General features: G+C 33.6%; 21 protein-coding genes. 20 read left to right on the top strand and 1 reads right to left on the bottom strand.

What is annotated here, in order from left to right:
- The first annotated feature begins 458 nt into the window (after nucleotides 1-458).
- The 9 genes from hprK to clpP all read left to right on the top strand — a co-directional run bounded on the left by hprK (nucleotide 459) and on the right by clpP (nucleotide 9,995).
- Nucleotides 459-1,391: an HPr(Ser) kinase/phosphatase gene (gene hprK, locus IDG64_RS01060; RefSeq protein ID WP_000958224.1), complete on the top strand. Its 933-nt coding sequence runs from the start codon at nucleotides 459-461 to the stop codon at nucleotides 1,389-1,391.
- Nucleotides 1,392-1,396: 5 nt separating this feature from the next.
- Nucleotides 1,397-2,236 (top strand): prolipoprotein diacylglyceryl transferase, encoded by an 840-nt coding sequence (gene lgt / locus IDG64_RS01055; protein WP_000513305.1) that lies wholly within the window; start codon nucleotides 1,397-1,399, stop codon nucleotides 2,234-2,236.
- Nucleotides 2,237-2,243: 7 nt separating this feature from the next.
- Nucleotides 2,244-2,729 carry an acyltransferase gene (locus IDG64_RS01050; protein ID WP_001224793.1) on the top strand — a complete coding sequence of 162 codons (486 nt, stop codon included), beginning with the start codon at nucleotides 2,244-2,246 and terminating at the stop codon, nucleotides 2,727-2,729.
- 7 nt (nucleotides 2,730-2,736) lie between these two features.
- Nucleotides 2,737-4,176 carry a tetratricopeptide repeat protein gene (locus tag IDG64_RS01045; protein ID WP_000057543.1) on the top strand — a complete coding sequence of 480 codons (1,440 nt, stop codon included), beginning with the start codon at nucleotides 2,737-2,739 and terminating at the stop codon, nucleotides 4,174-4,176.
- Between the two features lie 66 nt (nucleotides 4,177-4,242).
- On the top strand, nucleotides 4,243-5,178 hold the full coding sequence (gene trxB, locus IDG64_RS01040; protein WP_000134963.1) for a thioredoxin-disulfide reductase: 936 nt from the start codon (nucleotides 4,243-4,245) through the stop codon (nucleotides 5,176-5,178).
- A 707-nt stretch (nucleotides 5,179-5,885) separates the two neighbouring features.
- Nucleotides 5,886-6,797: an RNase adapter RapZ gene (rapZ, locus tag IDG64_RS01035; protein WP_000369722.1), complete on the top strand. Its 912-nt coding sequence runs from the start codon at nucleotides 5,886-5,888 to the stop codon at nucleotides 6,795-6,797.
- Entirely contained in the window at nucleotides 6,794-7,789 is a 996-nt protein-coding gene (locus IDG64_RS01030) for a YvcK family protein (protein WP_001248939.1), read from the top strand. The genes rapZ and IDG64_RS01030 overlap by 4 nt, the downstream gene beginning before the upstream one ends.
- Nucleotides 7,790-7,899: 110 nt before the next feature.
- Entirely contained in the window at nucleotides 7,900-8,844 is a 945-nt protein-coding gene (gene whiA / locus IDG64_RS01025; RefSeq protein WP_000006551.1) for a DNA-binding protein WhiA, read from the top strand.
- Nucleotides 8,845-9,407: 563 nt separating this feature from the next.
- Nucleotides 9,408-9,995 carry an ATP-dependent Clp endopeptidase proteolytic subunit ClpP gene (clpP, locus tag IDG64_RS01020; protein WP_001049165.1) on the top strand — a complete coding sequence of 196 codons (588 nt, stop codon included), beginning with the start codon at nucleotides 9,408-9,410 and terminating at the stop codon, nucleotides 9,993-9,995.
- Between the two features lie 242 nt (nucleotides 9,996-10,237).
- Here clpP and IDG64_RS01015 read toward each other — a convergent pair whose 3' ends face one another.
- Nucleotides 10,238-11,140: a TIGR01777 family oxidoreductase gene (locus tag IDG64_RS01015; protein ID WP_000816304.1), complete on the bottom strand. Its 903-nt coding sequence runs from the start codon at nucleotides 11,138-11,140 to the stop codon at nucleotides 10,238-10,240.
- A gap of 702 nt (nucleotides 11,141-11,842) precedes the next feature.
- Here IDG64_RS01015 and IDG64_RS01010 point away from each other — a divergent pair.
- The 11 genes from IDG64_RS01010 (at nucleotide 11,843) to rnr (ending at nucleotide 24,787) form a co-directional block, all read left to right on the top strand.
- On the top strand, nucleotides 11,843-12,472 hold the full coding sequence (locus tag IDG64_RS01010) for a DUF4887 domain-containing protein (protein WP_000070831.1): 630 nt from the start codon (nucleotides 11,843-11,845) through the stop codon (nucleotides 12,470-12,472).
- A 701-nt stretch (nucleotides 12,473-13,173) separates the two neighbouring features.
- Entirely contained in the window at nucleotides 13,174-14,187 is a 1,014-nt protein-coding gene (locus IDG64_RS01005) for a sugar-binding transcriptional regulator (RefSeq protein WP_000654030.1), read from the top strand.
- A gap of 52 nt (nucleotides 14,188-14,239) precedes the next feature.
- Complete coding sequence (gene gap / locus IDG64_RS01000; protein ID WP_000279414.1) at nucleotides 14,240-15,250, top strand: type I glyceraldehyde-3-phosphate dehydrogenase; 1,011 nt, start codon at nucleotides 14,240-14,242, stop codon at nucleotides 15,248-15,250.
- Nucleotides 15,251-15,388: 138 nt separating this feature from the next.
- Entirely contained in the window at nucleotides 15,389-16,579 is a 1,191-nt protein-coding gene (locus IDG64_RS00995) for a phosphoglycerate kinase (RefSeq protein ID WP_001074742.1), read from the top strand.
- Nucleotides 16,580-16,700: 121 nt separating this feature from the next.
- The gene (tpiA, locus tag IDG64_RS00990; RefSeq protein WP_001260087.1) at nucleotides 16,701-17,462 is read left to right on the top strand and encodes a triose-phosphate isomerase; all 762 of its coding nucleotides are present in this window, start codon (nucleotides 16,701-16,703) and stop codon (nucleotides 17,460-17,462) included.
- Between the two features lie 2 nt (nucleotides 17,463-17,464).
- A complete protein-coding gene (gpmI, locus tag IDG64_RS00985) occupies nucleotides 17,465-18,982 on the top strand; it encodes a 2,3-bisphosphoglycerate-independent phosphoglycerate mutase (protein WP_001085505.1) in 1,518 nt (505 codons plus the stop codon).
- Nucleotides 18,983-19,111: 129 nt separating this feature from the next.
- Complete coding sequence (eno, locus tag IDG64_RS00980; protein ID WP_001121760.1) at nucleotides 19,112-20,416, top strand: surface-displayed alpha-enolase; 1,305 nt, start codon at nucleotides 19,112-19,114, stop codon at nucleotides 20,414-20,416.
- Nucleotides 20,417-20,766: 350 nt separating this feature from the next.
- On the top strand, nucleotides 20,767-21,225 hold the full coding sequence (locus IDG64_RS00975) for a hypothetical protein (protein WP_000785252.1): 459 nt from the start codon (nucleotides 20,767-20,769) through the stop codon (nucleotides 21,223-21,225).
- Between the two features lie 66 nt (nucleotides 21,226-21,291).
- A complete protein-coding gene (gene secG, locus IDG64_RS00970; protein ID WP_000556760.1) occupies nucleotides 21,292-21,525 on the top strand; it encodes a preprotein translocase subunit SecG in 234 nt (77 codons plus the stop codon).
- A 115-nt stretch (nucleotides 21,526-21,640) separates the two neighbouring features.
- Nucleotides 21,641-22,381, top strand: a complete 741-nt coding sequence (locus tag IDG64_RS00965; RefSeq protein ID WP_001165962.1) for an alpha/beta hydrolase — start codon at nucleotides 21,641-21,643, stop codon at nucleotides 22,379-22,381.
- A gap of 33 nt (nucleotides 22,382-22,414) precedes the next feature.
- Complete coding sequence (rnr, locus tag IDG64_RS00960) at nucleotides 22,415-24,787, top strand: ribonuclease R (protein WP_001050063.1); 2,373 nt, start codon at nucleotides 22,415-22,417, stop codon at nucleotides 24,785-24,787.
- Nucleotides 24,788-24,791 lie beyond the last annotated feature (4 nt).

The raw sequence follows: 24,791 nt of genomic DNA, 5'->3' as shown, positions 1-24,791 counted from the left end.
GACAGAAATGATAAAGAATCACTAATGATTTATTATGTAGTGGTTCTTTGTCATTAGCCACAGCTATTGTGTACTTAAAAATAGGAATGCATGAGTGCAACTCATGCATAAGAAATACTAATTTCTAAAGAAAAAGTATTTCTTTATGTTGGGGCCCACCCCAACTTGCATTGTTTGTAGAATTTCTTTTCGAAATTCTCTGTGTTGGGGCCCCGCCAACTAATTCCAATATATCATTGTGGAGCTTAGGTCCATTGATTTATGGCTCGGACTTTTATGGCGATATGAACCATGTAAATTAAGCAAGCAATAAATTAATGATTGATATTGACTTGTAAAATAATAACAATAATGAACAATTAATATTTATTTTAGCTTTTCAATGTAGATTGGTGTTATATTTTTGATATGATAAGAAGAGATGTAAGAGTAGGGATAAATACAATTGAGGTGAACCCATGTTAACGACAGAAAAACTAGTTGAAACATTAAAGTTAGATTTAATCGCTGGTGAAGAAGGACTATCGAAGCCAATTAAAAATGCTGATATATCAAGACCGGGCTTAGAGATGGCAGGTTATTTTTCACATTATGCGTCAGATAGAATACAACTATTAGGAACAACGGAACTATCGTTTTACAATTTATTACCAGATAAGGATCGCGCAGGTCGTATGCGTAAACTATGCAGACCAGAAACGCCTGCAATTATTGTGACACGTGGATTGCAGCCACCAGAAGAATTAGTTGAAGCTGCAAAAGAATTAAATACCCCACTTATAGTTGCTAAAGATGCGACTACAAGTTTAATGAGTCGCTTAACAACGTTTTTAGAGCATGCACTTGCAAAGACGACATCTTTACATGGTGTTCTAGTAGATGTTTACGGTGTTGGTGTACTAATTACCGGTGATTCAGGAATAGGTAAAAGTGAGACTGCGTTGGAATTAGTTAAACGTGGGCATAGATTAGTAGCAGATGATAATGTAGAAATACGTCAAATTAATAAAGATGAACTAATAGGGAAACCACCAAAGTTAATAGAACATCTATTAGAAATACGTGGACTAGGTATTATCAATGTTATGACTTTATTTGGCGCGGGTTCAATATTAACTGAAAAACGAATTAGATTAAATATTAATTTGGAAAACTGGAACAAGCAAAAGTTATATGACCGCGTAGGTCTTAATGAAGAGACGCTAAGTATTTTAGATACTGAAATCACTAAAAAAACAATCCCTGTAAGACCTGGTAGAAATGTTGCGGTAATTATTGAGGTCGCTGCAATGAACTATCGATTAAATATCATGGGCATTAACACGGCCGAAGAATTTAGTGAAAGATTAAATGAAGAAATTATCAAGAACAGTCATAAGAGTGAGGAGTAGGTTGAATGGGTATTGTATTTAACTATATAGATCCTGTGGCATTTAACTTAGGACCACTGAGTGTACGATGGTATGGAATTATCATTGCTGTCGGAATATTACTTGGTTACTTTGTTGCACAACGTGCACTAGTTAAAGCAGGATTACATAAAGATACTTTAGTAGATATTATTTTTTATAGTGCACTATTTGGATTTATCGCGGCACGCATCTATTTTGTGATTTTCCAATGGCCATATTACGCGGAAAATCCAAGTGAAATTATTAAAATATGGCATGGTGGAATAGCAATACATGGTGGTTTAATAGGTGGCTTTATTGCTGGTGTTATTGTATGTAAAGTGAAAAATTTAAACCCATTTCAAATTGGTGATATCGTTGCGCCAAGTATAATTTTAGCGCAAGGAATTGGACGCTGGGGTAACTTTATGAATCACGAGGCACATGGTGGACCTGTGTCACGCGCTTTTTTAGAACAATTACATTTGCCAAATTTTATAATAGAAAATATGTATATTAACGGCCAATATTATCATCCAACATTCTTATATGAATCCATTTGGGATGTCGCTGGATTTATTATCTTAGTTAATATTCGTAAACATTTAAAATTAGGAGAAACATTCTTTTTATATTTAACTTGGTATTCAATTGGTCGATTCTTTATAGAAGGATTACGTACAGATAGCTTAATGCTCACAAGTAATATTAGAGTTGCACAATTAGTATCAATTCTTTTAATTTTAATAAGTATAAGTTTAATTGTATATAGAAGGATTAAGTATAATCCACCGTTGTATAGCAAAGTTGGGGCGCTTCCATGGCCAACAAAAAAAGTGAAGTAGTGATAGTTTGAGGAAATTTTTATCAAAAACACATCATCATACAAACCCTTTATGGCGTGTATACCGTCTTGTTAAATTTTCGAAAGTTTTTAAGAATGTAATTATCATTGAATTTTCGAAATTTATTCCAAGTATGGTACTGAAAAGACATATATATAAACAACTTTTAAATATTAATATCGGTAATCAATCGTCGATAGCTTATAAAGTAATGTTAGATATTTTTTACCCAGAACTGATTACGATTGGTAGTAACAGTGTTATTGGTTACAATGTAACAATTTTGACGCATGAAGCATTAGTTGATGAATTTCGTTATGGACCAGTGACGATAGGATCTAACACTTTGATTGGTGCAAATGCTACCATTTTACCCGGTATAACGATTGGTGACAATGTAAAAGTTGCAGCTGGTACGGTTGTTTCAAAAGATATACCGGATAATGGATTTGCATATGGCAACCCTATGTATATAAAAATGATTAGGAGGTGACAATTTTATGGCGCAAAAGAATAATAATGTAATTCCAATGACTTTTGATGATGCATTTTATCGTAAAATGGCTAAACAGAAGTTTAAACAAAGAGAATATAAACGAGCTGCTGAATACTTTGAAAAAGTGTTAGAATTGTCACCTGATGATCTGGAAATTCAAATTGATTATGCACAATGTCTAGTGCAACTTGGTATTGCTAAAAAAGCAGAACATTTATTTTATGACAATATTATTTATAATAGGCATCTAGAAGATAGCTTTTATGAATTGAGTCAGCTCAACATTGAAGTTAACGAACCAAACAAGGCATTCTTGTTTGGTATTAATTATGTTATTGTTAGCGACGACCAAGATTATAGAGATGAATTAGATCAAATGTTTGATGTGAAATATCAAAGTGAAGAACAAATTGAACTTGAAGCTCAATTGTTTGTAGTTCAAATACTATTCCAATATCTTTTTTCTCAAGGTCGATTAAAAGATGCAAAGAATTATGTCTTACATCAACCACAAGAAGTTCAAGATCATCGTGTCGTACGTAATTTATTGGCAATGTGTTATTTATATCTCGGCGAATATGATACGGCTAAAGCATTGTACGAAGCACTATTACAAGAGGATAGTACAGATATATATGCATTATGCCATTATACTTTGCTACTTTATAACACTAAGGAAAATGAACAATACCAAAAATATTTAAAAATATTAAATAAAGTTGTACCTATGAATGACGATGAAAGTTTTAAATTAGGTATTGTTTTAAGTTATTTAAAGCAGTATCGTGCATCACAACAATTGTTGTACCCTTTATATAAAAAAGGAAAATTTTTATCAATTCAAATGTACAATGCTTTAGCATATAATTATTATTATTTAGGTGAAGAAGACGAAAGTCATTACTACTGGGATAAATTGAAGCAAATTTCTAAAGTGGAAATTGGACATGCGCCTTGGGTAATTGAAAATAGCAAAGAAGTTTTTGACCAACATATTTTGCCATTACTTCAAAGTGATGACAGTCATTATCGTTTATATGGTATTTTTTTATTGGATCAATTAAATGGTAAAGAAATTGTGATGACGGAAAGTATTTGGCAGGTTCTGGAAAATCTAAATAATTATGAGAAATTGTATTTAACGTATTTAGTTCAAGGTTTAACGCTCAATAAATTAGACTTCATTCATCGCGGCTTGTTAACGCTTTACCAAAATGAATTATTTGTAAGTGAAAATGATTTAATGGTTGCATGGATTAATCAAGGTGAACTCATAATTGCTGAAAAAGTAGATTTAACTGATGTTGAGCCATATATCGGTGCGTTTATTTATTTGTATTTTAAAAATCAACCTCGAAACGTTACAAAGAAGCAAATTACAACATGGTTAGGCATAACACAATATAAACTGAACAAAATGATTGAATTTCTCTTGAGCATATAGATTTATGAAAAGTTAGATTTATTATATAATGCGCATAATGATTAATAATGAGGAGGCGTTAATAAAATGACTGAAATAGATTTTGATATAGCAATTATCGGTGCAGGTCCAGCTGGTATGACTGCTGCAGTATACGCATCACGTGCTAATTTAAAAACAGTTATGATTGAAAGAGGTATTCCAGGCGGTCAAATGGCTAATACAGAAGAAGTAGAGAACTTCCCTGGTTTCGAAATGATTACAGGTCCAGATTTATCTACAAAAATGTTTGAACACGCTAAAAAGTTTGGTGCAGTTTATCAATATGGAGATATTAAATCTGTAGAAGATAAAGGCGAATATAAAGTGATTAACTTTGGTAATAAAGAATTAACAGCGAAAGCGGTCATTATTGCTACAGGTGCAGAATACAAGAAAATTGGTGTTCCGGGTGAACAAGAACTTGGTGGACGCGGTGTAAGTTATTGTGCAGTATGTGATGGTGCATTCTTTAAAAATAAACGCCTATTCGTTATCGGTGGTGGTGACTCAGCAGTAGAAGAGGGAACATTCTTAACTAAATTTGCTGACAAAGTAACAATCGTTCACCGTCGTGATGAGTTACGTGCACAGCGTATTTTACAAGATAGAGCATTCAAAAATGATAAAATCGACTTTATTTGGAGTCATACTTTGAAATCAATTAATGAAAAAGACGGCAAAGTGGGTTCTGTGACATTAACGTCTACAAAAGATGGTTCAGAAGAAACACACGAGGCTGATGGTGTATTCATCTATATTGGTATGAAACCATTAACAGCGCCATTTAAAGACTTAGGTATTACGAATGATGTTGGTTATATTGTGACAAAAGATGATATGACAACATCAGTACCAGGTATTTTTGCAGCAGGAGATGTTCGTGACAAAGGTTTACGCCAAATTGTCACTGCTACTGGCGATGGTAGTATTGCAGCGCAAAGTGCAGCGGAATATATTGAACATTTAAACGATCAAGCTTAATTCGAAGTCGAATTAAGATGTTGAGCTGTAAATTATTTGGATATTTATTTTAATAGTGTCATCACATTGTTAATATAATGTCTTACTTTTAAATTAAAGCAAATTATATAGAAAACTAGAACTTAGTACGTATCATTTGTGCGTTTCAATGAGTTCTAGTTTTTTTATATGTTATATTAAACTTATAACTTTATGGGAGTGAGACAGAAATGATATTTTTACAAAATTTATTTCGTTGTCCCACCCCAACTCGCACATTATCGTAAGCTGACTTTTCGTAAGCTTCTGTGTTGGGGCCCCGCCAACTTGCATTGTCTGTAGAAATTCTTTTCGAAATTCTCTGTGTTGGGGCCCACACCCCAACTTGCATTGTCTGTAGAAATTGGAAATCCAATTTCTCTGTGTTGGGGCCCACACCCCAACTCGCATTGCCTGTAGAATTTCTTTTCGAAATTCTCTGTGTTGGGGCCCCTGACTAGAGTTGAAAAAAGCTTGTTTCAAGCGCATTTTCATTCAGTCAACTACTAGCAATATAATATTATAGACCCTAGGACATTGATTTATGTCCCAAGCTCCTTTTAAATGATGTATATTTTTAGAAATTTAATCTAGACATAGTTGGAAATAAATATAAAACATCGTTGCTTAATTTTGTCATAGAACATTTAAATTAACATCATGAAATTCGTTTTGGCGGTGAAAAAATAATGGATAATAATGAAAAAGAAAAAAGTAAAAGTGAACTATTAGTTGTAACAGGTTTATCTGGCGCAGGTAAATCTTTGGTTATTCAATGTTTAGAAGACATGGGATATTTTTGTGTAGATAATCTACCACCAGTGTTATTACCTAAATTTGTAGAGTTGATGGAACAAGGAAATCCATCCTTAAGAAAAGTGGCAATTGCAATTGATTTAAGAGGTAAGGAACTATTTAATTCATTAGTTGCAGTAGTGGATAAAGTTAAAAGTGAAAGTGACGTCATCATTGATGTTATGTTTTTAGAAGCAAGTACTGAAAAATTAATTTCAAGATATAAGGAAACGCGTCGTGCACATCCTTTGATGGAACAAGGTAAAAGATCCTTAATTAATGCAATTAATGATGAGCGAGAGCATTTGTCTCAAATTAGAAGTATAGCTAATTTTGTTATAGATACTACAAAGTTATCACCTAAAGAATTAAAAGAACGCATTCGTCGATACTATGAAGATGAAGAGTTTGAAACTTTTACAATTAATGTCACAAGTTTCGGTTTTAAACATGGGATTCAGATGGATGCAGATTTAGTATTTGATGTACGATTTTTACCAAATCCATATTATGTAGTAGATTTAAGACCTTTAACAGGATTAGATAAAGACGTTTATAATTATGTTATGAAATGGAAAGAGACGGAGATTTTCTTTGAAAAATTAACTGATTTGTTAGATTTTATGATACCCGGGTATAAAAAAGAAGGGAAATCTCAATTAGTAATTGCCATCGGTTGTACGGGTGGACAACATCGATCTGTAGCATTAGCAGAACGACTAGGTAATTATCTAAATGAAGTATTTGAATATAATGTTTATGTGCATCATAGGGACGCACATATTGAAAGTGGCGAGAAAAAATGAGACAAATAAAAGTTGTACTTATCGGTGGTGGCACTGGCTTATCAGTTATGGCTAGGGGATTAAGAGAATTCCCAATTGATATTACGGCGATTGTAACAGTTGCTGATAATGGTGGGAGTACAGGGAAAATCAGAGATGAAATGGATATACCAGCACCAGGAGACATCAGAAATGTGATTGCAGCTTTAAGTGATTCTGAGTCAGTTTTAAGCCAACTTTTTCAGTATCGCTTTGAAGAAAATCAAATTAGCGGTCACTCATTAGGTAATTTATTAATCGCAGGTATGACTAATATTACGAATGATTTCGGACATGCCATTAAAGCATTAAGTAAAATTTTAAATATTAAAGGTAGAGTCATTCCATCTACAAATACAAGTGTGCAATTAAATGCTGTTATGGAAGATGGAGAAATTGTTTTTGGAGAAACAAATATTCCTAAAAAACATAAAAAAATTGATCGTGTGTTTTTAGAACCTAACGATGTGCAACCAATGGAAGAAGCAATCGATGCTTTAAGGGAAGCAGATTTAATCGTTCTTGGACCAGGGTCATTATATACGAGCGTTATTTCTAACTTATGTGTCAATGGTATTTCAGATGCGTTAATTCATTCTGATGCGCCTAAGCTATATGTTTCTAATGTGATGACGCAACCTGGGGAAACAGATGGTTATAGCGTGAAAGATCATATCGATGCGATTCATAGACAAGCTGGACAACCGTTTATTGATTATGTCATTTGTAGTACACAAACTTTCAATGCTCAAGTTTTGAAAAAATATGAAGAAAAACATTCTAAACCAGTTGAAGTTAATAAGGCTGAACTTGAAAAAGAAAGCATAAATGTAAAAACATCTTCAAATTTAGTTGAAATTTCTGAAAATCATTTAGTAAGACATAATACTAAAGTGTTATCGACAATGATTTATGACATAGCTTTAGAATTAATTAGTACTATTCCTTTCGTACCAAGTGATAAACGTAAATAATATAGAACGTAATCATATTATGATATGATAATAGAGCTGTGTAAAAAAATGAAAATAGACAGTGGTTCTAAGGTGAATCATGTTTTAAATAAGAAAGGAATGACTGTACGATGAGCTTTGCATCAGAAATGAAAAATGAATTAACTAGAATAGACGTCGATGAAATGAATGCAAAAGCAGAGCTCAGTGCACTGATTCGAATGAATGGTGCACTTAGTCTTTCAAATCAACAATTTGTTATAAATGTTCAAACGGAAAATGCAACAACGGCAAGACGTATTTATTCGTTGATTAAACGTGTCTTTAATGTGGAAGTTGAAATATTAGTCCGTAAAAAAATGAAACTTAAAAAAAATAATATTTATATTTGTCGTACAAAGATGAAAGCGAAAGAAATTCTTGATGAATTAGGAATTTTAAAAGACGGCATTTTTACGCATGAAATTGATCATTCAATGATTCAAGATGACGAAATGAGACGCAGTTACTTGAGAGGAGCTTTTCTGGCAGGTGGCTCAGTGAATAACCCTGAAACATCTTCGTACCATTTGGAAATTTTTTCTCAAAATGAGAGTCATGCAGAAGGCTTAACGAAACTAATGAATAGTTATGAGTTGAATGCCAAACATTTAGAGCGAAAAAAAGGAAGTATTACGTATTTAAAAGAAGCGGAAAAGATTTCGGATTTTCTTAGTTTGATAGGTGGCTATCAAGCGTTATTAAAATTTGAAGACGTACGTATTGTAAGAGATATGCGTAATTCTGTTAACCGACTCGTTAATTGTGAAACGGCCAATCTAAATAAAACAGTTAGTGCTGCGATGAAACAAGTTGAGAGCATTAAATTGATTGATAAAGAAATTGGTATTGAAAATTTACCAGACAGGTTGAGAGAGATTGCTAGAATTCGAGTAGAACATCAAGAAATTTCGTTGAAAGAGCTTGGAGAAATGGTATCAACTGGTCCAATTTCAAAATCAGGTGTAAATCACCGATTAAGAAAACTTAATGATTTAGCCGATAAGATTAGAAATGGTGAACAAATAGAATTATAAGTAAGAAGGTGTTTTTGGTAGTGAATTATCAAAAATACCTTTTTTATGATTAAAAAGTGTTTAATGAATAATAGTCGACTAACTATTAAATTGAGCTGGAAAGTTTAATGAAGGAAATTCAATAACCAAGCGTTACCTAATTTTCTCATTAAGTAGCATCATATGTATCAATTTGGTCATAAGAAAATATGAATGTGATAATTAATTGAGTCACTGATCATAGACAAAAACAAAATCAGCATAAAAAAGAATCCCGACTTTGCGGGATTCTCTGTATTGAAAAGTATTGTATTTTATTAAAACAGCCTCCTTGAAGGGAATTGAACCCCTATCTTAAGAACCGGAATCTTACGTGTTATCCATTACACCACAAGGAGCAAATATGTAATCATATCTCTGTACTATGAGAAGTAAAATAAGTACAATCTAAAATAGATATTATCAGTTTACAAAGGAAAGAGAAAAGCGTCAAACAATGTAACTATTTAAAGTCAAAGTGTTTGACCAAATTTGACTTAATATGTAAAATAATGAGTAACAGTTATTACAAGGAGGAAATATAGATGAATTTAATTCCTACAGTTATTGAAACAACAAACCGCGGTGAACGTGCATATGATATATACTCACGTTTATTAAAAGACCGTATTATTATGTTAGGTTCACAAATTGATGACAACGTAGCAAATTCAATCGTATCACAGTTATTATTCTTACAAGCGCAAGACTCAGAGAAAGATATTTATTTATACATTAATTCACCAGGTGGAAGTGTAACAGCTGGTTTTGCGATTTATGATACAATTCAACACATTAAACCTGATGTTCAAACAATTTGTATTGGTATGGCTGCATCAATGGGATCATTCTTATTAGCAGCTGGTGCAAAAGGTAAACGTTTCGCGTTACCAAATGCAGAAGTAATGATTCACCAACCATTAGGTGGTGCTCAAGGACAAGCAACTGAAATCGAAATTGCTGCAAATCACATTTTAAAAACACGTGAAAAATTAAACCGCATTTTATCAGAGCGTACTGGTCAAAGTATTGAAAAAATACAGAAAGACACAGATCGTGATAACTTCTTAACTGCAGAAGAAGCTAAAGAATATGGCTTAATTGATGAAGTGATGGTACCTGAAACAAAATAATTCAAAGTAAAGAGTAGACTAAGCAGTCTGCTCTTTTTGTATGAGTAAACCGAGGTGTCAATAAATTGTTTACTATACTTTGAGCGGAAATATGATTGAATGAAGCTAGTTGAATCGTAACTATATGAAATGTTCCCTTCAAAGTAGACATTGAAAGGAACATTTCAATCCTTTGTTTGTAAGTCGCTCTAGACATTACATTTAGTACATATGTTGTTTCTAATGCTCATTAATGGTATTGATTATTCTTTGATTAAATCTTCAAGTGCCATTTTTAAATTACTATATTTAAATTGGAATCCCAATGCTTGAATTTTATTAGGTAATACTTTTTGAGTATCCAATACTACTGTTGACATTTGACCAAGTATGAGACGCATTGCAAGACTTGGTGCCCAAGTTTCATGGGGCTTATGCATAGCTCTTGCTAAAGTGTAGCCAAATAAATTTTGACGCTCAGGTATAGGTGCAGTTAAATTAAACGGACCACTAGCTGACTCGTTATTTATTAAAAATAAAATAGCTTGAATTAAATCATTGATATGAATCCATGAATACCATTGTTGACCAGAACCTAATTTACCACCAATGTAATATTTGTATGGTAGTTTCATTGTTTGTAACGCACCGCCTTCATTCGATAAAATCATACCGAAACGACCGATGACAACTCGCGTACCTAATTGTTCAAATTGTTGTGCGAAACGTTCCCATTGATACACAATATCTGATAAGAAATCAAATGGTAAAGTTTTATAAACTTCTGTGTAACTCATAAATAAATCAGGAGGATAGTAACCAGTGGCACTAGCATTAAATAAAACTTTAGGTGCTTTATTGCGTGATTTAAACAATTCATATAAAGCTTGCGTAGATTGAATTCTACTTAGCATTAGCGTTTGTTTATATTCCGGTGTCCATCGTTTATTCAATGTAGCACCTGCTAAGTTGATGACCACATCGATATTTTGAGGAACTTTGTGTTCCCACCCAGATTTAGCCCAGTTGACATATGAAATTTTCTTATCATTTGAAATTTGGTCGTGTCGCGTTAATATCGTGATATGTGAATCTGATTTTTTAATTTCATTAACTAATTGAGATCCAACCATACCAGTCCCACCAGTAATTAAGTATTGTTTCATTATCATTCACCCCATGTAATTTTGTATTTAGTTACTATTTAATAATCATTATTGTTGTTCAAAGGTTATACATTATTTAGACAATAATATGTCAATAACTTTTTTTGAATTGTATTTTAATAAAAATGATATAAGTTATAATAAAGGTGTACCTTCGATAACGAATAAACATCTCTTAAAAGTATGTGTAAAACGCTGCATGATACAAACGAAGGTAAAAATTTGACTCCCTTTAGTAGTGGACCCGTACGTTTATCGTGCGGGTCGTTTTTATTTATTTCTTATTCCCATTATACATCAATTTAAAGCATTAATTTTTTAAACAAATTTAAGAATACATAGTAATATAACAATCTAAACATAAAAACTTTTAACACAACACTTAAACCAATGCTTTAATTTTCAATACGTAGCTATAATTTGTTGTAAAATCAAAAAGGTTAAAATGTTAATTTTCAAAAAAAGGCTCAAAATATGTTTGATTTAGTTATTAAATGTTAAGATATATAAGACTACTATTTCTTTGTAAAAATGAATCCGATTTACGAGTGAGTAATAGTGAAGGCAGTTTTAAGTTGAAGAAGGCAAAAAGAGTAAATGTTTATTAATATTTGTAGAAACTAGGTAAGCAAATTAGTTGTGAAAATGTTAATGGTTGCGTGATAATTTCTATATTTAAATTAGTTTGAAGTGAGGGAGAGTATGTCGAATCAAAATTACGACTACAATAAAAATGAAGATGGAAGTAAGAAGAAAATGAGTACAACAGCGAAAGTAGTTAGCATTGCGACGGTATTGCTATTACTCGGAGGATTAGTATTTGCAATTTTTGCATATGTAGATCATTCGAATAAAGCTAAAGAACGTATGTTGAACGAACAAAAGCAGGAACAAAAAGAAAAGCGTCAAAAAGAAAATGCAGAAAAAGAGAGAAAGAAAAAGCAACAAGAGGAAAAAGAGCAGAATGAGCTAGATTCACAAGCAAACCAATATCAGCAATTGCCACAGCAGAATCAATATCAATATGTGCCACCTCAGCAACAAGCACCTACAAAGCAACGTCCTGCTAAAGAAGAGAATGATGATAAAGCATCAAAGGATGAGTCGAAAGATAAGGATGACAATGCATCTCAAGATAAATCAGATGATAATCAGAAGAAAACTGATGATAATAAACAACCAGCTCAGCCTAAACCACAGCCGCAACAACCAACACCAAAGCCAAATAATAATCAACAAAATAATCAATCAAATCAGCAAGCAAAACCACAAGCACCACAACAAAATAGCCAATCAACAACAAATAAACAAAATAATGCTAATGATAAGTAGTATTTAGTCAAACAAAAATGAACCAGTATGACAGACAACACAATTAATTAGGTTGTCTCGAATATTGGTTCTTATTTTTATAATTGTTAATTAGGGGAGAGATGATACTTAAATAGTTAGTTGTTTATTTTACGGATAGTGAAATTTATTTTGAGTGAGGTGGGACAGAAATGATATTTTCGCAAAATTTATTTCGTCGTCTGACCCCAACTTCCATTGCCTGTAGAATTTCATTTCGAAATTCTCTATGTTGGGGCCCCACCCCAACTTGCATTGCCTGTAGAAATTGGGAGGAGCCAATTTCACTATGTTGGGGCCCCTGACTTTAATTGGAAAAAGCTTGTTACAAGTGCATTTTCGTTCGGTCAACTACTACTAATGTAACTTTTTGGATTCTAGAGCATTGATTTATGTCCTAGTCTCAAATAATAAGCAAATGATTATCGAGTCAGTATAAGGGTATACATTTGACTACAGCGAATAAAATAAAACGTTTTGTTGCATAACAAATCGAAAATGTATTGCAAGCGCTTTATCAAATTATTTAGAAAATTTAAGTTTTATGCTTGCAATTTTTGAAATAGAATAGTACTATTGCAAGTGTAAAGAGGTTAATTTTTGTCCCACGCGGGACTTAAAAAGGCAACCACTGGTTGTGACATATCCTTATTTACATTTATAAATATAAGGAGGAGGTAGTAGTGAAAGACTTATTGCAAGCACAGCAAAAGCTTATACCGGATCTCATAGATAAAATGTATAAACGTTTTTCTATTCTTACTACTATCTCAAAAAATCAGCCTGTCGGACGTCGAAGTTTAAGCGAACATATGGATATGACTGAACGTGTACTGCGTTCTGAAACAGATATGCTTAAGAAACAAGATTTGATAAAAGTTAAGCCTACCGGAATGGAAATTACAGCTGAAGGTGAGCAACTGATTTCGCAATTGAAAGGTTACTTTGATATCTATGCAGATGACAATCGTCTGTCAGAAGGTATTAAGAATAAATTTCAAATTAAGGAAGTTCATGTTGTTCCTGGTGATGCTGATAATAGTCAATCTGTTAAAACAGAATTAGGTAGACAAGCAGGTCAATTACTTGAAGGCATATTACAAGAAGACGCGATAGTTGCTGTAACTGGCGGATCCACGATGGCATGTGTTAGTGAAGCAATTCATTTATTACCATATAATGTATTCTTCGTACCAGCCAGAGGTGGACTAGGCGAAAATGTTGTCTTTCAGGCAAACACAATTGCAGCCAGTATGGCACAACAAGCTGGCGGTTATTATACGACGATGTATGTACCTGATAATGTCAGTGAAACAACATATAACACATTGTTGTTAGAGCCATCAGTCATAAACACTTTAGACAAAATTAAACAAGCAAACGTTATATTACACGGCATTGGTGATGCGCTGAAGATGGCGCATCGACGTCAATCACCTGAAAAGGTCATTGAACAACTTCAACATCATCAAGCTGTCGGAGAGGCATTTGGTTATTATTTTGATACACAAGGTCAAATTGTCCATAAGGTTAAAACAATTGGACTTCAATTAGAAGACCTTGAATCAAAAGACTTTATTTTTGCAGTTGCAGGAGGCAAATCGAAAGGTGAAGCAATTAAAGCATACTTGACGATTGCACCCAAGAATACAGTGTTAATCACTGATGAAGCCGCAGCAAAGATAATACTTGAATAAGAGATAAAAAGTTTAATACTTTTTAAATATCATTTTAAAGGAGGCCATTATAATGGCAGTAAAAGTAGCAATTAATGGTTTTGGTAGAATTGGTCGTTTAGCATTCAGAAGAATTCAAGAAGTAGAAGGTCTTGAAGTTGTAGCAGTAAACGACTTAACAGATGACGACATGTTAGCGCATTTATTAAAATATGACACTATGCAAGGTCGTTTCACAGGTGAAGTAGAGGTAGTTGATGGTGGTTTCCGCGTAAATGGTAAAGAAGTTAAATCATTCAGTGAACCAGATGCAAGCAAATTACCTTGGAAAGACTTAAATATCGATGTAGTATTAGAATGTACTGGTTTCTACACTGATAAAGATAAAGCACAAGCTCATATTGAAGCAGGCGCTAAAAAAGTATTAATCTCAGCACCAGCTACTGGTGACTTAAAAACAATCGTATTCAACACTAACCACCAAGAGTTAGACGGTTCTGAAACAGTTGTTTCAGGTGCTTCATGTACTACAAACTCATTAGCACCAGTTGCTAAAGTTTTAAACGATGACTTTGGTTTAGTTGAAGGTTTAATGACTACAATTCACGCTTACACAGGTGATCAAAATACACAAGACGCACCTCACAGAAAAGGTGACAAACGTCGTGCTCGTGCAGCAGCAGAAAACATCATCCCTAACTCAACAGGTGCTGCTAAAGCTATCGGTAAAGTTATTCCTGAAATCGATGGTAAATTAGATGGTGGTGCACAACGTGTTCCTGTAGCTACAGGTTCATTAACTGAATTAACAGTAGTATTAGAAAAACAAGACGTAACAGTTGAACAAGTTAACGAAGCTATGAAAAATGCTTCAAACGAATCATTCGGTTACACTGAAGACGAAATCGTTTCTTCAGACGTTGTAGGTATGACTTACGGTTCATTATTCGACGCTACACAAACTCGTGTAATGTCAGTTGGCGACCGTCAATTAGTTAAAGTTGCAGCTTGGTATGATAACGAAATGTCATATACTGCACAATTAGTTCGTACATTAGCATACTTAGCTGAACTTTCTAAATAATTTTAGTATAGTTTTTATTCAAATACGCTAGTGCTCAGAACTATTTAGCATTAATTAAAGCTTATGAGTAAGCGGGGAGCACAAACGCTTCTCCGCTTATTTTTATATAAAATTTCCTAATTACAAGGAGGAAACACCATGGCTAAAAAAATTGTTTCTGATTTAGATCTTAAAGGTAAAACAGTCTTAGTACGTGCTGATTTTAACGTACCTTTAAAAGACGGTGAAATTACTAATGACAACCGTATCGTTCAAGCTTTACCTACAATTCAATACATCATCGAACAAGGTGGTAAAATCGTACTATTTTCACATTTAGGTAAAGTAAAAGAAGAAAGTGATAAAGCAAAATTAACTTTACGTCCAGTTGCTGAAGACTTATCTAAGAAATTAGATAAAGATGTTGTTTTCGTACCAGAAACACGCGGTGAAAAACTTGAAGCAGCTATTAAAGACCTTAAAGAAGGCGACGTATTATTAGTTGAAAATACACGTTATGAAGATTTAGACGGTAAAAAAGAATCTAAAAATGATCCAGAATTAGGTAAATACTGGGCATCTTTAGGTGATGTGTTTGTAAATGATGCTTTTGGTACTGCGCATCGTGAGCATGCATCTAATGTTGGTATTTCTACACATTTAGAAACTGCAGCTGGATTCTTAATGGATAAAGAAATTAAGTTTATCGGTGGCGTAGTTAACGATCCACATAAACCAGTTGTTGCTATTTTAGGTGGAGCAAAAGTATCTGACAAAATTAATGTCATCAAAAACTTAGTTAACATAGCTGATAAAATTATCATCGGCGGAGGTATGGCTTATACTTTCTTAAAAGCGCAAGGTAAAGAAATTGGTATTTCATTATTAGAAGAAGATAAAATCGACTTCGCAAAAGATTTATTAGAAAAACATGGTGATAAAATTGTATTACCAGTAGACACTAAAGTTGCTAAAGAATTTTCTAATGATGCCAAAATTACTGTAGTACCATCTGATTCAATTCCAGCAGACCAAGAAGGTATGGATATTGGACCAAACACTGTAAAATTATTTGCAGATGAATTAGAAGGTGCGCACACTGTTGTATGGAATGGACCTATGGGTGTATTCGAGTTCAGTAACTTTGCACAAGGTACAATTGGTGTATGTAAAGCAATTGCAAACCTTAAAGATGCAATTACGATTATCGGTGGCGGTGATTCAGCTGCAGCAGCAATCTCTTTAGGTTTTGAAAATGACTTCACTCATATTTCAACTGGTGGCGGAGCGTCATTAGAGTACCTAGAAGGTAAAGAATTGCCTGGTATCAAAGCAATCAATAATAAATAATAAAGTGATAGTTTAAAGTGATGTGGCGTGTTTGTTTAACATTGTTACGGGAAAACAGTCACAAGATGACATCGTGTTTCATCACTTTTCAAAAATATTTACAAAACAAGGAGTGTCTTTAATGAGAACACCAATTATAGCTGGTAACTGGAAAATGAACAAAACAGTACAAGAAGCAAAAGACTTCGTCAATGCATTGCCAACATTACCAGATTCAAAAGAAGTAGAATCAGTAATTTGTGCACCAGCAATTCAATTAGATGCATTAACTACTGCAGTTAAAGAAGGAAAAGCACAAGGTTTAGAAATCGGTGCTCAAAATACGTATTTCGAAGATAATGGTGCGTTCACAGGTGAAACGTCTCCAGTTGCATTAGCAGATTTAGGCGTTAAATACGTTGTTATCGGTCATTCTGAACGTCGTGAATTATTCCACGAATCAGATGAAGAAATTAACAAAAAAGCGCACGCTATTTTCAAACATGGAATGACTCCAATTATATGTGTTGGTGAAACAGACGAAGAGCGTGAAAGTGGTAAAGCTAACGATGTTGTAGGTGAGCAAGTTAAGAAAGCTGTTGCAGGTTTATCTGAAGATCAACTAAAATCAGTTGTAATTGCTTATGAACCAATCTGGGCAATCGGAACTGGTAAATCATCAACATCTGAAGATGCGAATGAAATGTGTGCATTTGTACGTCAAACTATTGCTGACTTATCAAGCAAAGAAGTATCAGAAGCAACTCGTATTCAATATGGTGGTAGTGTTAAACCTAACAACATTAAAGAATACATGGCACAAACTGATATTGATGGGGCATTAGTAGGTGGCGCATCACTTAAAGTTGAAGATTTCGTACAATTGTTAGAAGGTGCAAAATAATCATGGCTAAGAAACCAACTGCGTTAATTATTTTAGATGGTTTTGCGAACCGCGAAAGCGAACATGGTAATGCGGTAAAATTAGCAAACAAGCCTAATTTTGATCGTTATTACAACAAATATCCAACGACTCAAATCGAAGCGAGTGGCTTAGATGTTGGACTACCTGAAGGACAAATGGGTAACTCAGAAGTTGGTCATATGAATATCGGTGCAGGACGTATCGTTTATCAAAGTTTAACTCGAATCAATAAATCAATTGAAGACGGTGATTTCTTTGAAAATGATGTTTTAAATAATGCAATTGCACACGTGAATTCACATGATTCAGCGTTACACATCTTTGGTTTATTGTCTGACGGTGGTGTGCACAGTCATTACAAACATTTATTTGCTTTGTTAGAACTTGCTAAAAAACAAGGTGTTGAAAAAGTTTACGTACACGCATTTTTAGATGGTCGTGACGTAGATCAAAAATCCGCTTTGAAATACATCGAAGAGACTGAAGCTAAATTCAATGAATTAGGCATTGGTCAATTTGCATCTGTGTCTGGTCGTTATTATGCAATGGACCGTGACAAACGTTGGGAACGTGAAGAAAAAGCTTACAATGCTATTCGTAATTTTGATGCCCCAACTTATGCAACTGCCAAAGAAGGTGTGGAAGCAAGTTATAATGAAGGCTTAACTGACGAATTCGTAGTACCATTCATCGTTGAGAATCAAAATGACGGTGTTAATGATGGAGATGCAGTGATCTTCTATAATTTCCGACCTGATAGAGCAGCACAATTATCGGAAATTTTTGCGAACAGAGCATTCGAAGGCTTTAAAGTTGAACAAGTTAAAGACTTATTCTATGCAACATTCACTAAGTATAACGACAATATCGATGCGGCTATCGTTTTCGAAAAAGTTGATTTAAATAATACAATTGGTGAAATTGCACAAAATAACAATTTAACACAATTACGTATTGCAGAAACTGAAAAATATCCTCACGTTACTTACTTTATGAGTGGTGGACGTAATGAGGAATTTAAAGGTGAACGCCGTCGTTTAATTGATTCACCTAAAGTTGCAACGTATGACTTGAAACCAGAAATGAGTGCTTATGAAGTTAAAGATGCATTATTAGAAGAGTTAAATAAAGGTGACTTGGACTTAATTATTTTAAACTTTGCTAACCCTGATATGGTTGGACATAGTGGTATGCTTGAGCCGACAATCAAAGCAATCGAAGCGGTTGATGAATGTTTAGGAGAAGTGGTTGATAAGATTTTAGACATGGACGGTTATGCAATTATTACTGCTGACCATGGTAACTCTGATCAAGTATTGACGGATGATGATCAACCAATGACTACGCATACAACGAACCCAGTACCAGTGATTGTAACAAAAGAAGGCGTTACACTTAGAGAAACTGGTCGCTTAGGTGACTTAGCACCTACATTATTAGATTTATTAAATGTAGAACAACCTGAAGATATGACAGGTGAATCTTTAATTAAACACTAATATTGTAAAAGATGTTAAGTAAACGCTTAATGACACTTATTTTTTGAAAATAATAGTAATATCATTTTGTTAAATGAAAGAATAAAGCTATAATAATTATAGAATAACTATTTAAAGGAGATTATAAACATGCCAATTATTACAGATGTTTACGCTCGCGAAGTCTTAGACTCTCGTGGTAACCCAACTGTTGAAGTAGAAGTATTAACTGAAAGTGGCGCATTTGGTCGTGCATTAGTACCATCAGGTGCTTCAACTGGTGAACACGAAGCTGTTGAATTACGTGATGGAGACAAATCACGTTATTTAGGTAAAGGTGTTACTAAAGCAGTTGAAAACGTTAATGAAATCATCGCACCAGAAATTATTGAAGGTGAATTTTCAGTATTAGATCAAGTATCTATTGATAAAATGATGATCGCATTAGACGGTACTCCAAACAAAGGTAAATTAGGTGCAAATGCTATTTTAGGTGTATCTATCGCAGTAGCACGTGCAGCAGCTGACTTATTAGGTCAACCACTTTACAAATATTTAGGTGGATTTAATGGTAAGCAGTTACCAGTACCAATGATGAACATCGTTAATGGTGGTTCTCACTCAGATGCTCCAATTGCATTCCAAGAATTCATGATTTTACCTGTAGGTGCTACAACGTTCAAAGAATCATTACGTTGGGGTACTGAAATTTTCCACAACTTAAAATCAATTTTAAGCAAACGTGGTTTAGAAACTGCAGTAGGTGACGAAGGTGGTTTCGCTCCTAAATTTGAAGGTACTGAAGATGCTGTTGAAACAATTATCCAAGCAATCGAAGCAGCTGGTTACAAACCAGGTGAAGAAGTATTCTTAGGATTTGACTGTGCATCATCAGAATTCTATGAAAATGGTGTATATGACTACAGTAAGTTCGAAGGCGAACACGGTGCAAAACGTACAGCTGCAGAACAAGTTGACTACTTAGAACAATTAGTAGACAAATATCCTATCATTACAATTGAAGACGGTATGGACGAAAACGACTGGGATGGTTGGAAACAACTTACAGAACGTATCGGTGACCGTGTACAATTAGTAGGTGACGATTTATTCGTAACAAACACTGAAATTTTAGCAAAAGGTATTGAAAACGGAATTGGTAACTCAATCTTAATTAAAGTTAACCAAATCGGTACATTAACTGAAACATTTGATGCAATCGAAATGGCTCAAAAAGCTGGTTACACAGCAGTAGTTTCTCACCGTTCAGGTGAAACAGAAGATACAACAATTGCTGATATCGCTGTTGCTACAAACGCTGGTCAAATTAAAACTGGTTCATTATCACGTACTGACCGTATTGCTAAATACAATCAATTATTACGTATCGAAGATGAATTATTTGAAACTGCTAAATATGACGGTATCAAATCATTCTATAACTTAGATAAATAATCATTTTAAACATTAAGTACTGTCATAATTTTAGTTGAGGATTATTATGTCGGTATAAATTGAATAAAGTTTTTGAGTTCATGCTTAAAAAGTTCACGCTTGTATTTATAACCTGCCACAGAGTTGAGACTGTGGTAGGTTTTTTATTTTGGATGGCTTCAAATCATGATTTATAAGGGGCTTGATAAATCGTGAGATAGCCAATAACACATATTTAACTTGTATTCTTAAACTGGTATAATAAATTTATGTTGAAATGAATATTGTATGACAGGGTATTCACTTTTATTAAAAGGTAAAATTAAATAAAGGTTTTATAGAACGTATTTAAATATATGAGGAGTAAACAAATGGCTGATAGAACGAATAAAGAAATTAAAACAGGACGCTTTATTGCAACTGCATCAATCGTATTCTCAATATTATTGATTATTCATTACTTTGTTTCGTTGGATAATGCGACTGCCAAAGCATTACTTAATTTAACGAATCAAAACACTTCAGATAAAGCGATTGATTACATTTTAAACAGCTTTAGATTCACTGGTATTATGTATATTTTGGCTTATCTAGCAGGCTTCATCACTTTTTGGAATCGACATACTTATGTGTGGTGGTTTATGTTTGCAGTTTATGTATCAAATAGTTTGTTTACGTTGATTAATTTATCAATCACAATTCAAGCAATAAAAGCTGCACACGGTGCGTACTTAACATTGCCAATTTTAATCGTTATTATAGGTTCGGTTGCATTAGCGATTTATATGCTTGTTGTTTCTATCAAACGTAAAAGTACATTTAATCGCTAGAAAATTGATTTTAACAATAAAAATATGATATACTACTTGTCGTATATAAGGAACGGAGGACAATTTATGCATACATTTTTAATCGTATTATTAATCATTGATTGTATTGCATTAATAACTGTTGTACTACTCCAAGAAGGTAAAAGCAGTGGACTTTCAGGTGCCATCAGTGGTGGTGCTGAGCAGTTATTCGGTAAACAAAAACAACGTGGCGTCGATTTATTCTTAAATAGATTAACAATTATTTTATCAATATTATTTTTTGTACTTATGATTTGCATAAGTTATCTTGGTATGTAAGGTCCGGCGATGTAAATGTCGGGCTTTTTTATTTATAATTAAGAATGTAATAGTTTAACAATAAGCTATGTAAAATATATAGCCTAGTTAAGTATGCAAAGGGAGCGTTAGATTTATGCAGATAAAATTACCAAAACCTTTCTTTTTTGAAGAAGGCAAACGTGCCGTGTTATTATTACATGGATTTACAGGCAATTCGTCTGATGTACGTCAATTAGGTCGATTTTTACAAAAAAAGGGATATACTTCGTATGCACCACAATATGAAGGTCACGCGGCACCACCAGAGGAAATACTGAAATCTAGTCCTTTCGTTTGGTTTAAAGATGCGTTAGATGGTTATGATTATCTTGTTGAACAAGGTTATGATGAAATTGTTGTTGCTGGTCTATCATTAGGTGGGGATTTTGCTTTAAAATTAAGCTTAAATAGAGATGTAAAGGGTATTGTAACGATGTGTGCACCAATGGGTGGCAAAACTGAAGGTACCATTTACGAAGGCTTTTTAGAGTATGCACGTAACTTTAAAAAGTATGAAGGTAAAGATCAAGAGACTATTGATAATGAAATGGATCATTTTAAACCAACTGAAACTTTAAAAGAACTAAGTGAATCATTAGATACGATTAAAGAGCAAGTTGATGAAGTGTTGGATCCTATTTTAGTGATTCAAGCAGAAAACGACAATATGATTGATCCACAATCCGCAAATTATATATATGACCATGTAGATTCTGATGACAAAAATATCAAGTGGTACAGTGAATCTGGACATGTTATTACGATTGATAAAGAGAAAGAACAAGTATTTGAAGATATTTATCAATTTTTAGAGTCATTAGACTGGTCAGAATAAAAAGAGATTTTAACATTAGAAAGGAGGGGCATAATGAATTTAAAGCAATCTATAGAAGAGATTATTAATCAACCTGAATATGAACCTATGTCAGTGTCAGATTTTCAAGATGCATTAGGTTTAAGCAGTGCCGACTCGTTTAGAGATTTAATTAAGGTGCTTGTGGAGTTAGAACAATCAGGATTAATCGAACGTACAAAAACAGACAGATACCAAAAAAAGCATAGTTCTAGAGGTCAATCAAAATTGATAAAAGGAACGTTAAGTCAAAATAAAAAAGGCTTTGCATTCTTAAGACCTGAAGATGAGGATATGGAAGATATATTTATTCCCCCGACGAAAATTAATCGTGCCTTGGATGGAGATACTGTTATTGTAGAAACACATCAATCTAAAGGTGAACATAAAGGTAAAATTGAAGGGGAAGTTAAATCGATTGAGAAGCATTCAGTAACTCAAGTTGTTGGTACGTATAGTGAAGCTAGACATTTCGGATTTGTTATTCCAGATGATAAACGTATTATGCAAGATATTTTCATTCCTAAAGGACAAAGTTTAGGTGCAGTAGATGGGCATAAGGTACTTGTTCAAATTACTAAATATGCTGATGGTTCAGATAATCCAGAAGGACATATTTCTGCTATTTTAGGACATAAAAATGATCCTGGCGTAGATATTTTATCTATTATCTATCAACATGGCATAGAAATTGAATTTCCTGATGAAGTGTTACAAGAAGCTGAAGCAGTACCTGATCATATTGAAAATACTGAAATTAAAGGCCGTCATGATTTACGTGATGAATTGACAATCACAATTGATGGTGCTGATGCTAAAGACTTAGATGACGCAATTAGTGTTAAAAAGTTAGCGAACGGTAATACGCAGTTGACTGTAAGTATTGCTGATGTCAGTTATTATGTAACTGAAGATTCAGCTTTAGATAAAGAAGCTTATGATAGAGCGACAAGTGTATATCTTGTTGACCGTGTGATTCCGATGATTCCACATCGATTAAGCAATGGTATTTGTTCATTAAATCCTCACGTTGATCGTTTAACGTTAAGCTGTCGCATGGAAATTGATGCTAGTGGTCGCGTTGTTAAACATGAAATTTTTGATAGTGTTATACATTCTGATTATCGAATGACGTATGATGCGGTAAATCAGATTATTACTGAAAAGGATCCTAACATTCGCGAACAATATAAAGAAATTACGCCTATGTTAGATTTAGCACAAGATTTATCTAATCGTTTGATTCAAATGAGAAAACGACGTGGTGAAATCGATTTTGATATTAGTGAAGCAAAAGTATTAGTTAACGAGGACGGTATACCAACAGATGTTCAATTAAGACAACGTGGCGAGGGTGAACGTCTAATTGAATCATTTATGTTAATTGCAAATGAAACAGTTGCTGAACATTTTAGTAAGTTAGATGTACCTTTTATTTACCGAGTGCATGAGCAACCTAAATCAGATCGCTTAAGACAATTCTTTGATTTTATTACAAACTTTGGCATCATGATTAAGGGTACTGGCGAAGATATTCATCCAACAACACTTCAAAAGGTTCAAGAAGAAGTAGAAGGTCGACCTGAACAAATGGTCATTTCAACAATGATGTTACGTTCAATGCAACAAGCGCATTATGATGATGTGAACTTGGGACATTTTGGCTTATCAGCTGAATATTATACGCATTTTACATCACCAATTAGACGTTATCCTGATTTAACAGTTCATCGTTTAATCCGTAAGTATTTAATTGAGAAATCAATGGATAACAAAGAAGTGAAGCGTTGGGAAGACAAATTGCCTGAGTTAGCTGAACATACTTCTAAACGTGAACGTCGTGCTATTGAGGCAGAACGTGATACTGATGAATTGAAAAAAGCAGAATATATGATTCAACATATTGGTGATGAATTTGAAGGTATTGTCAGCTCAGTAGCTAACTTCGGTATGTTCATTGAATTGCCAAATACGATAGAAGGTATGGTTCATATTGCGAATATGACTGATGATTATTACCGTTTTGAAGAGCGTCAAATGGCATTAATTGGTGAGCGTCAAGCTAAAGTATTTAGAATTGGTGACACAGTTAAGGTTAAAGTGACGCATGTTGATGTAGATGAACGATTAATTGATTTTCAAATTGTTGGAATGCCTTTACCTAAAAATGACCGCTCACAGCGACCAGCAAGAGGTAAAACGATTCAAGCTAAAACGCGTGGCAAATCTTTAGATAAATCGAAATCTGATGATAAGGGTCGTAAGAAAAAAGGTAAGCAACGTAAAGGTAAAAACCAACGTAATAATGATAAATCAGGTAATAGTAAGCATAAGCCATTTTATAAAGATAAAAGTGTGAAAAAGAAAGCACGTCGTAAGAAAAAATAAGCAG

Origin of the sequence: Staphylococcus sp. EG-SA-15, from assembly GCF_017151895.1 — a bacterium.
GTDB classification, from domain to species: Bacteria; Bacillota; Bacilli; order Staphylococcales; family Staphylococcaceae; genus Staphylococcus; species Staphylococcus aureus.
Note: the sequence above shows the minus strand (reverse complement) of the source record. Positions and strands in the feature narration are given on the sequence as shown.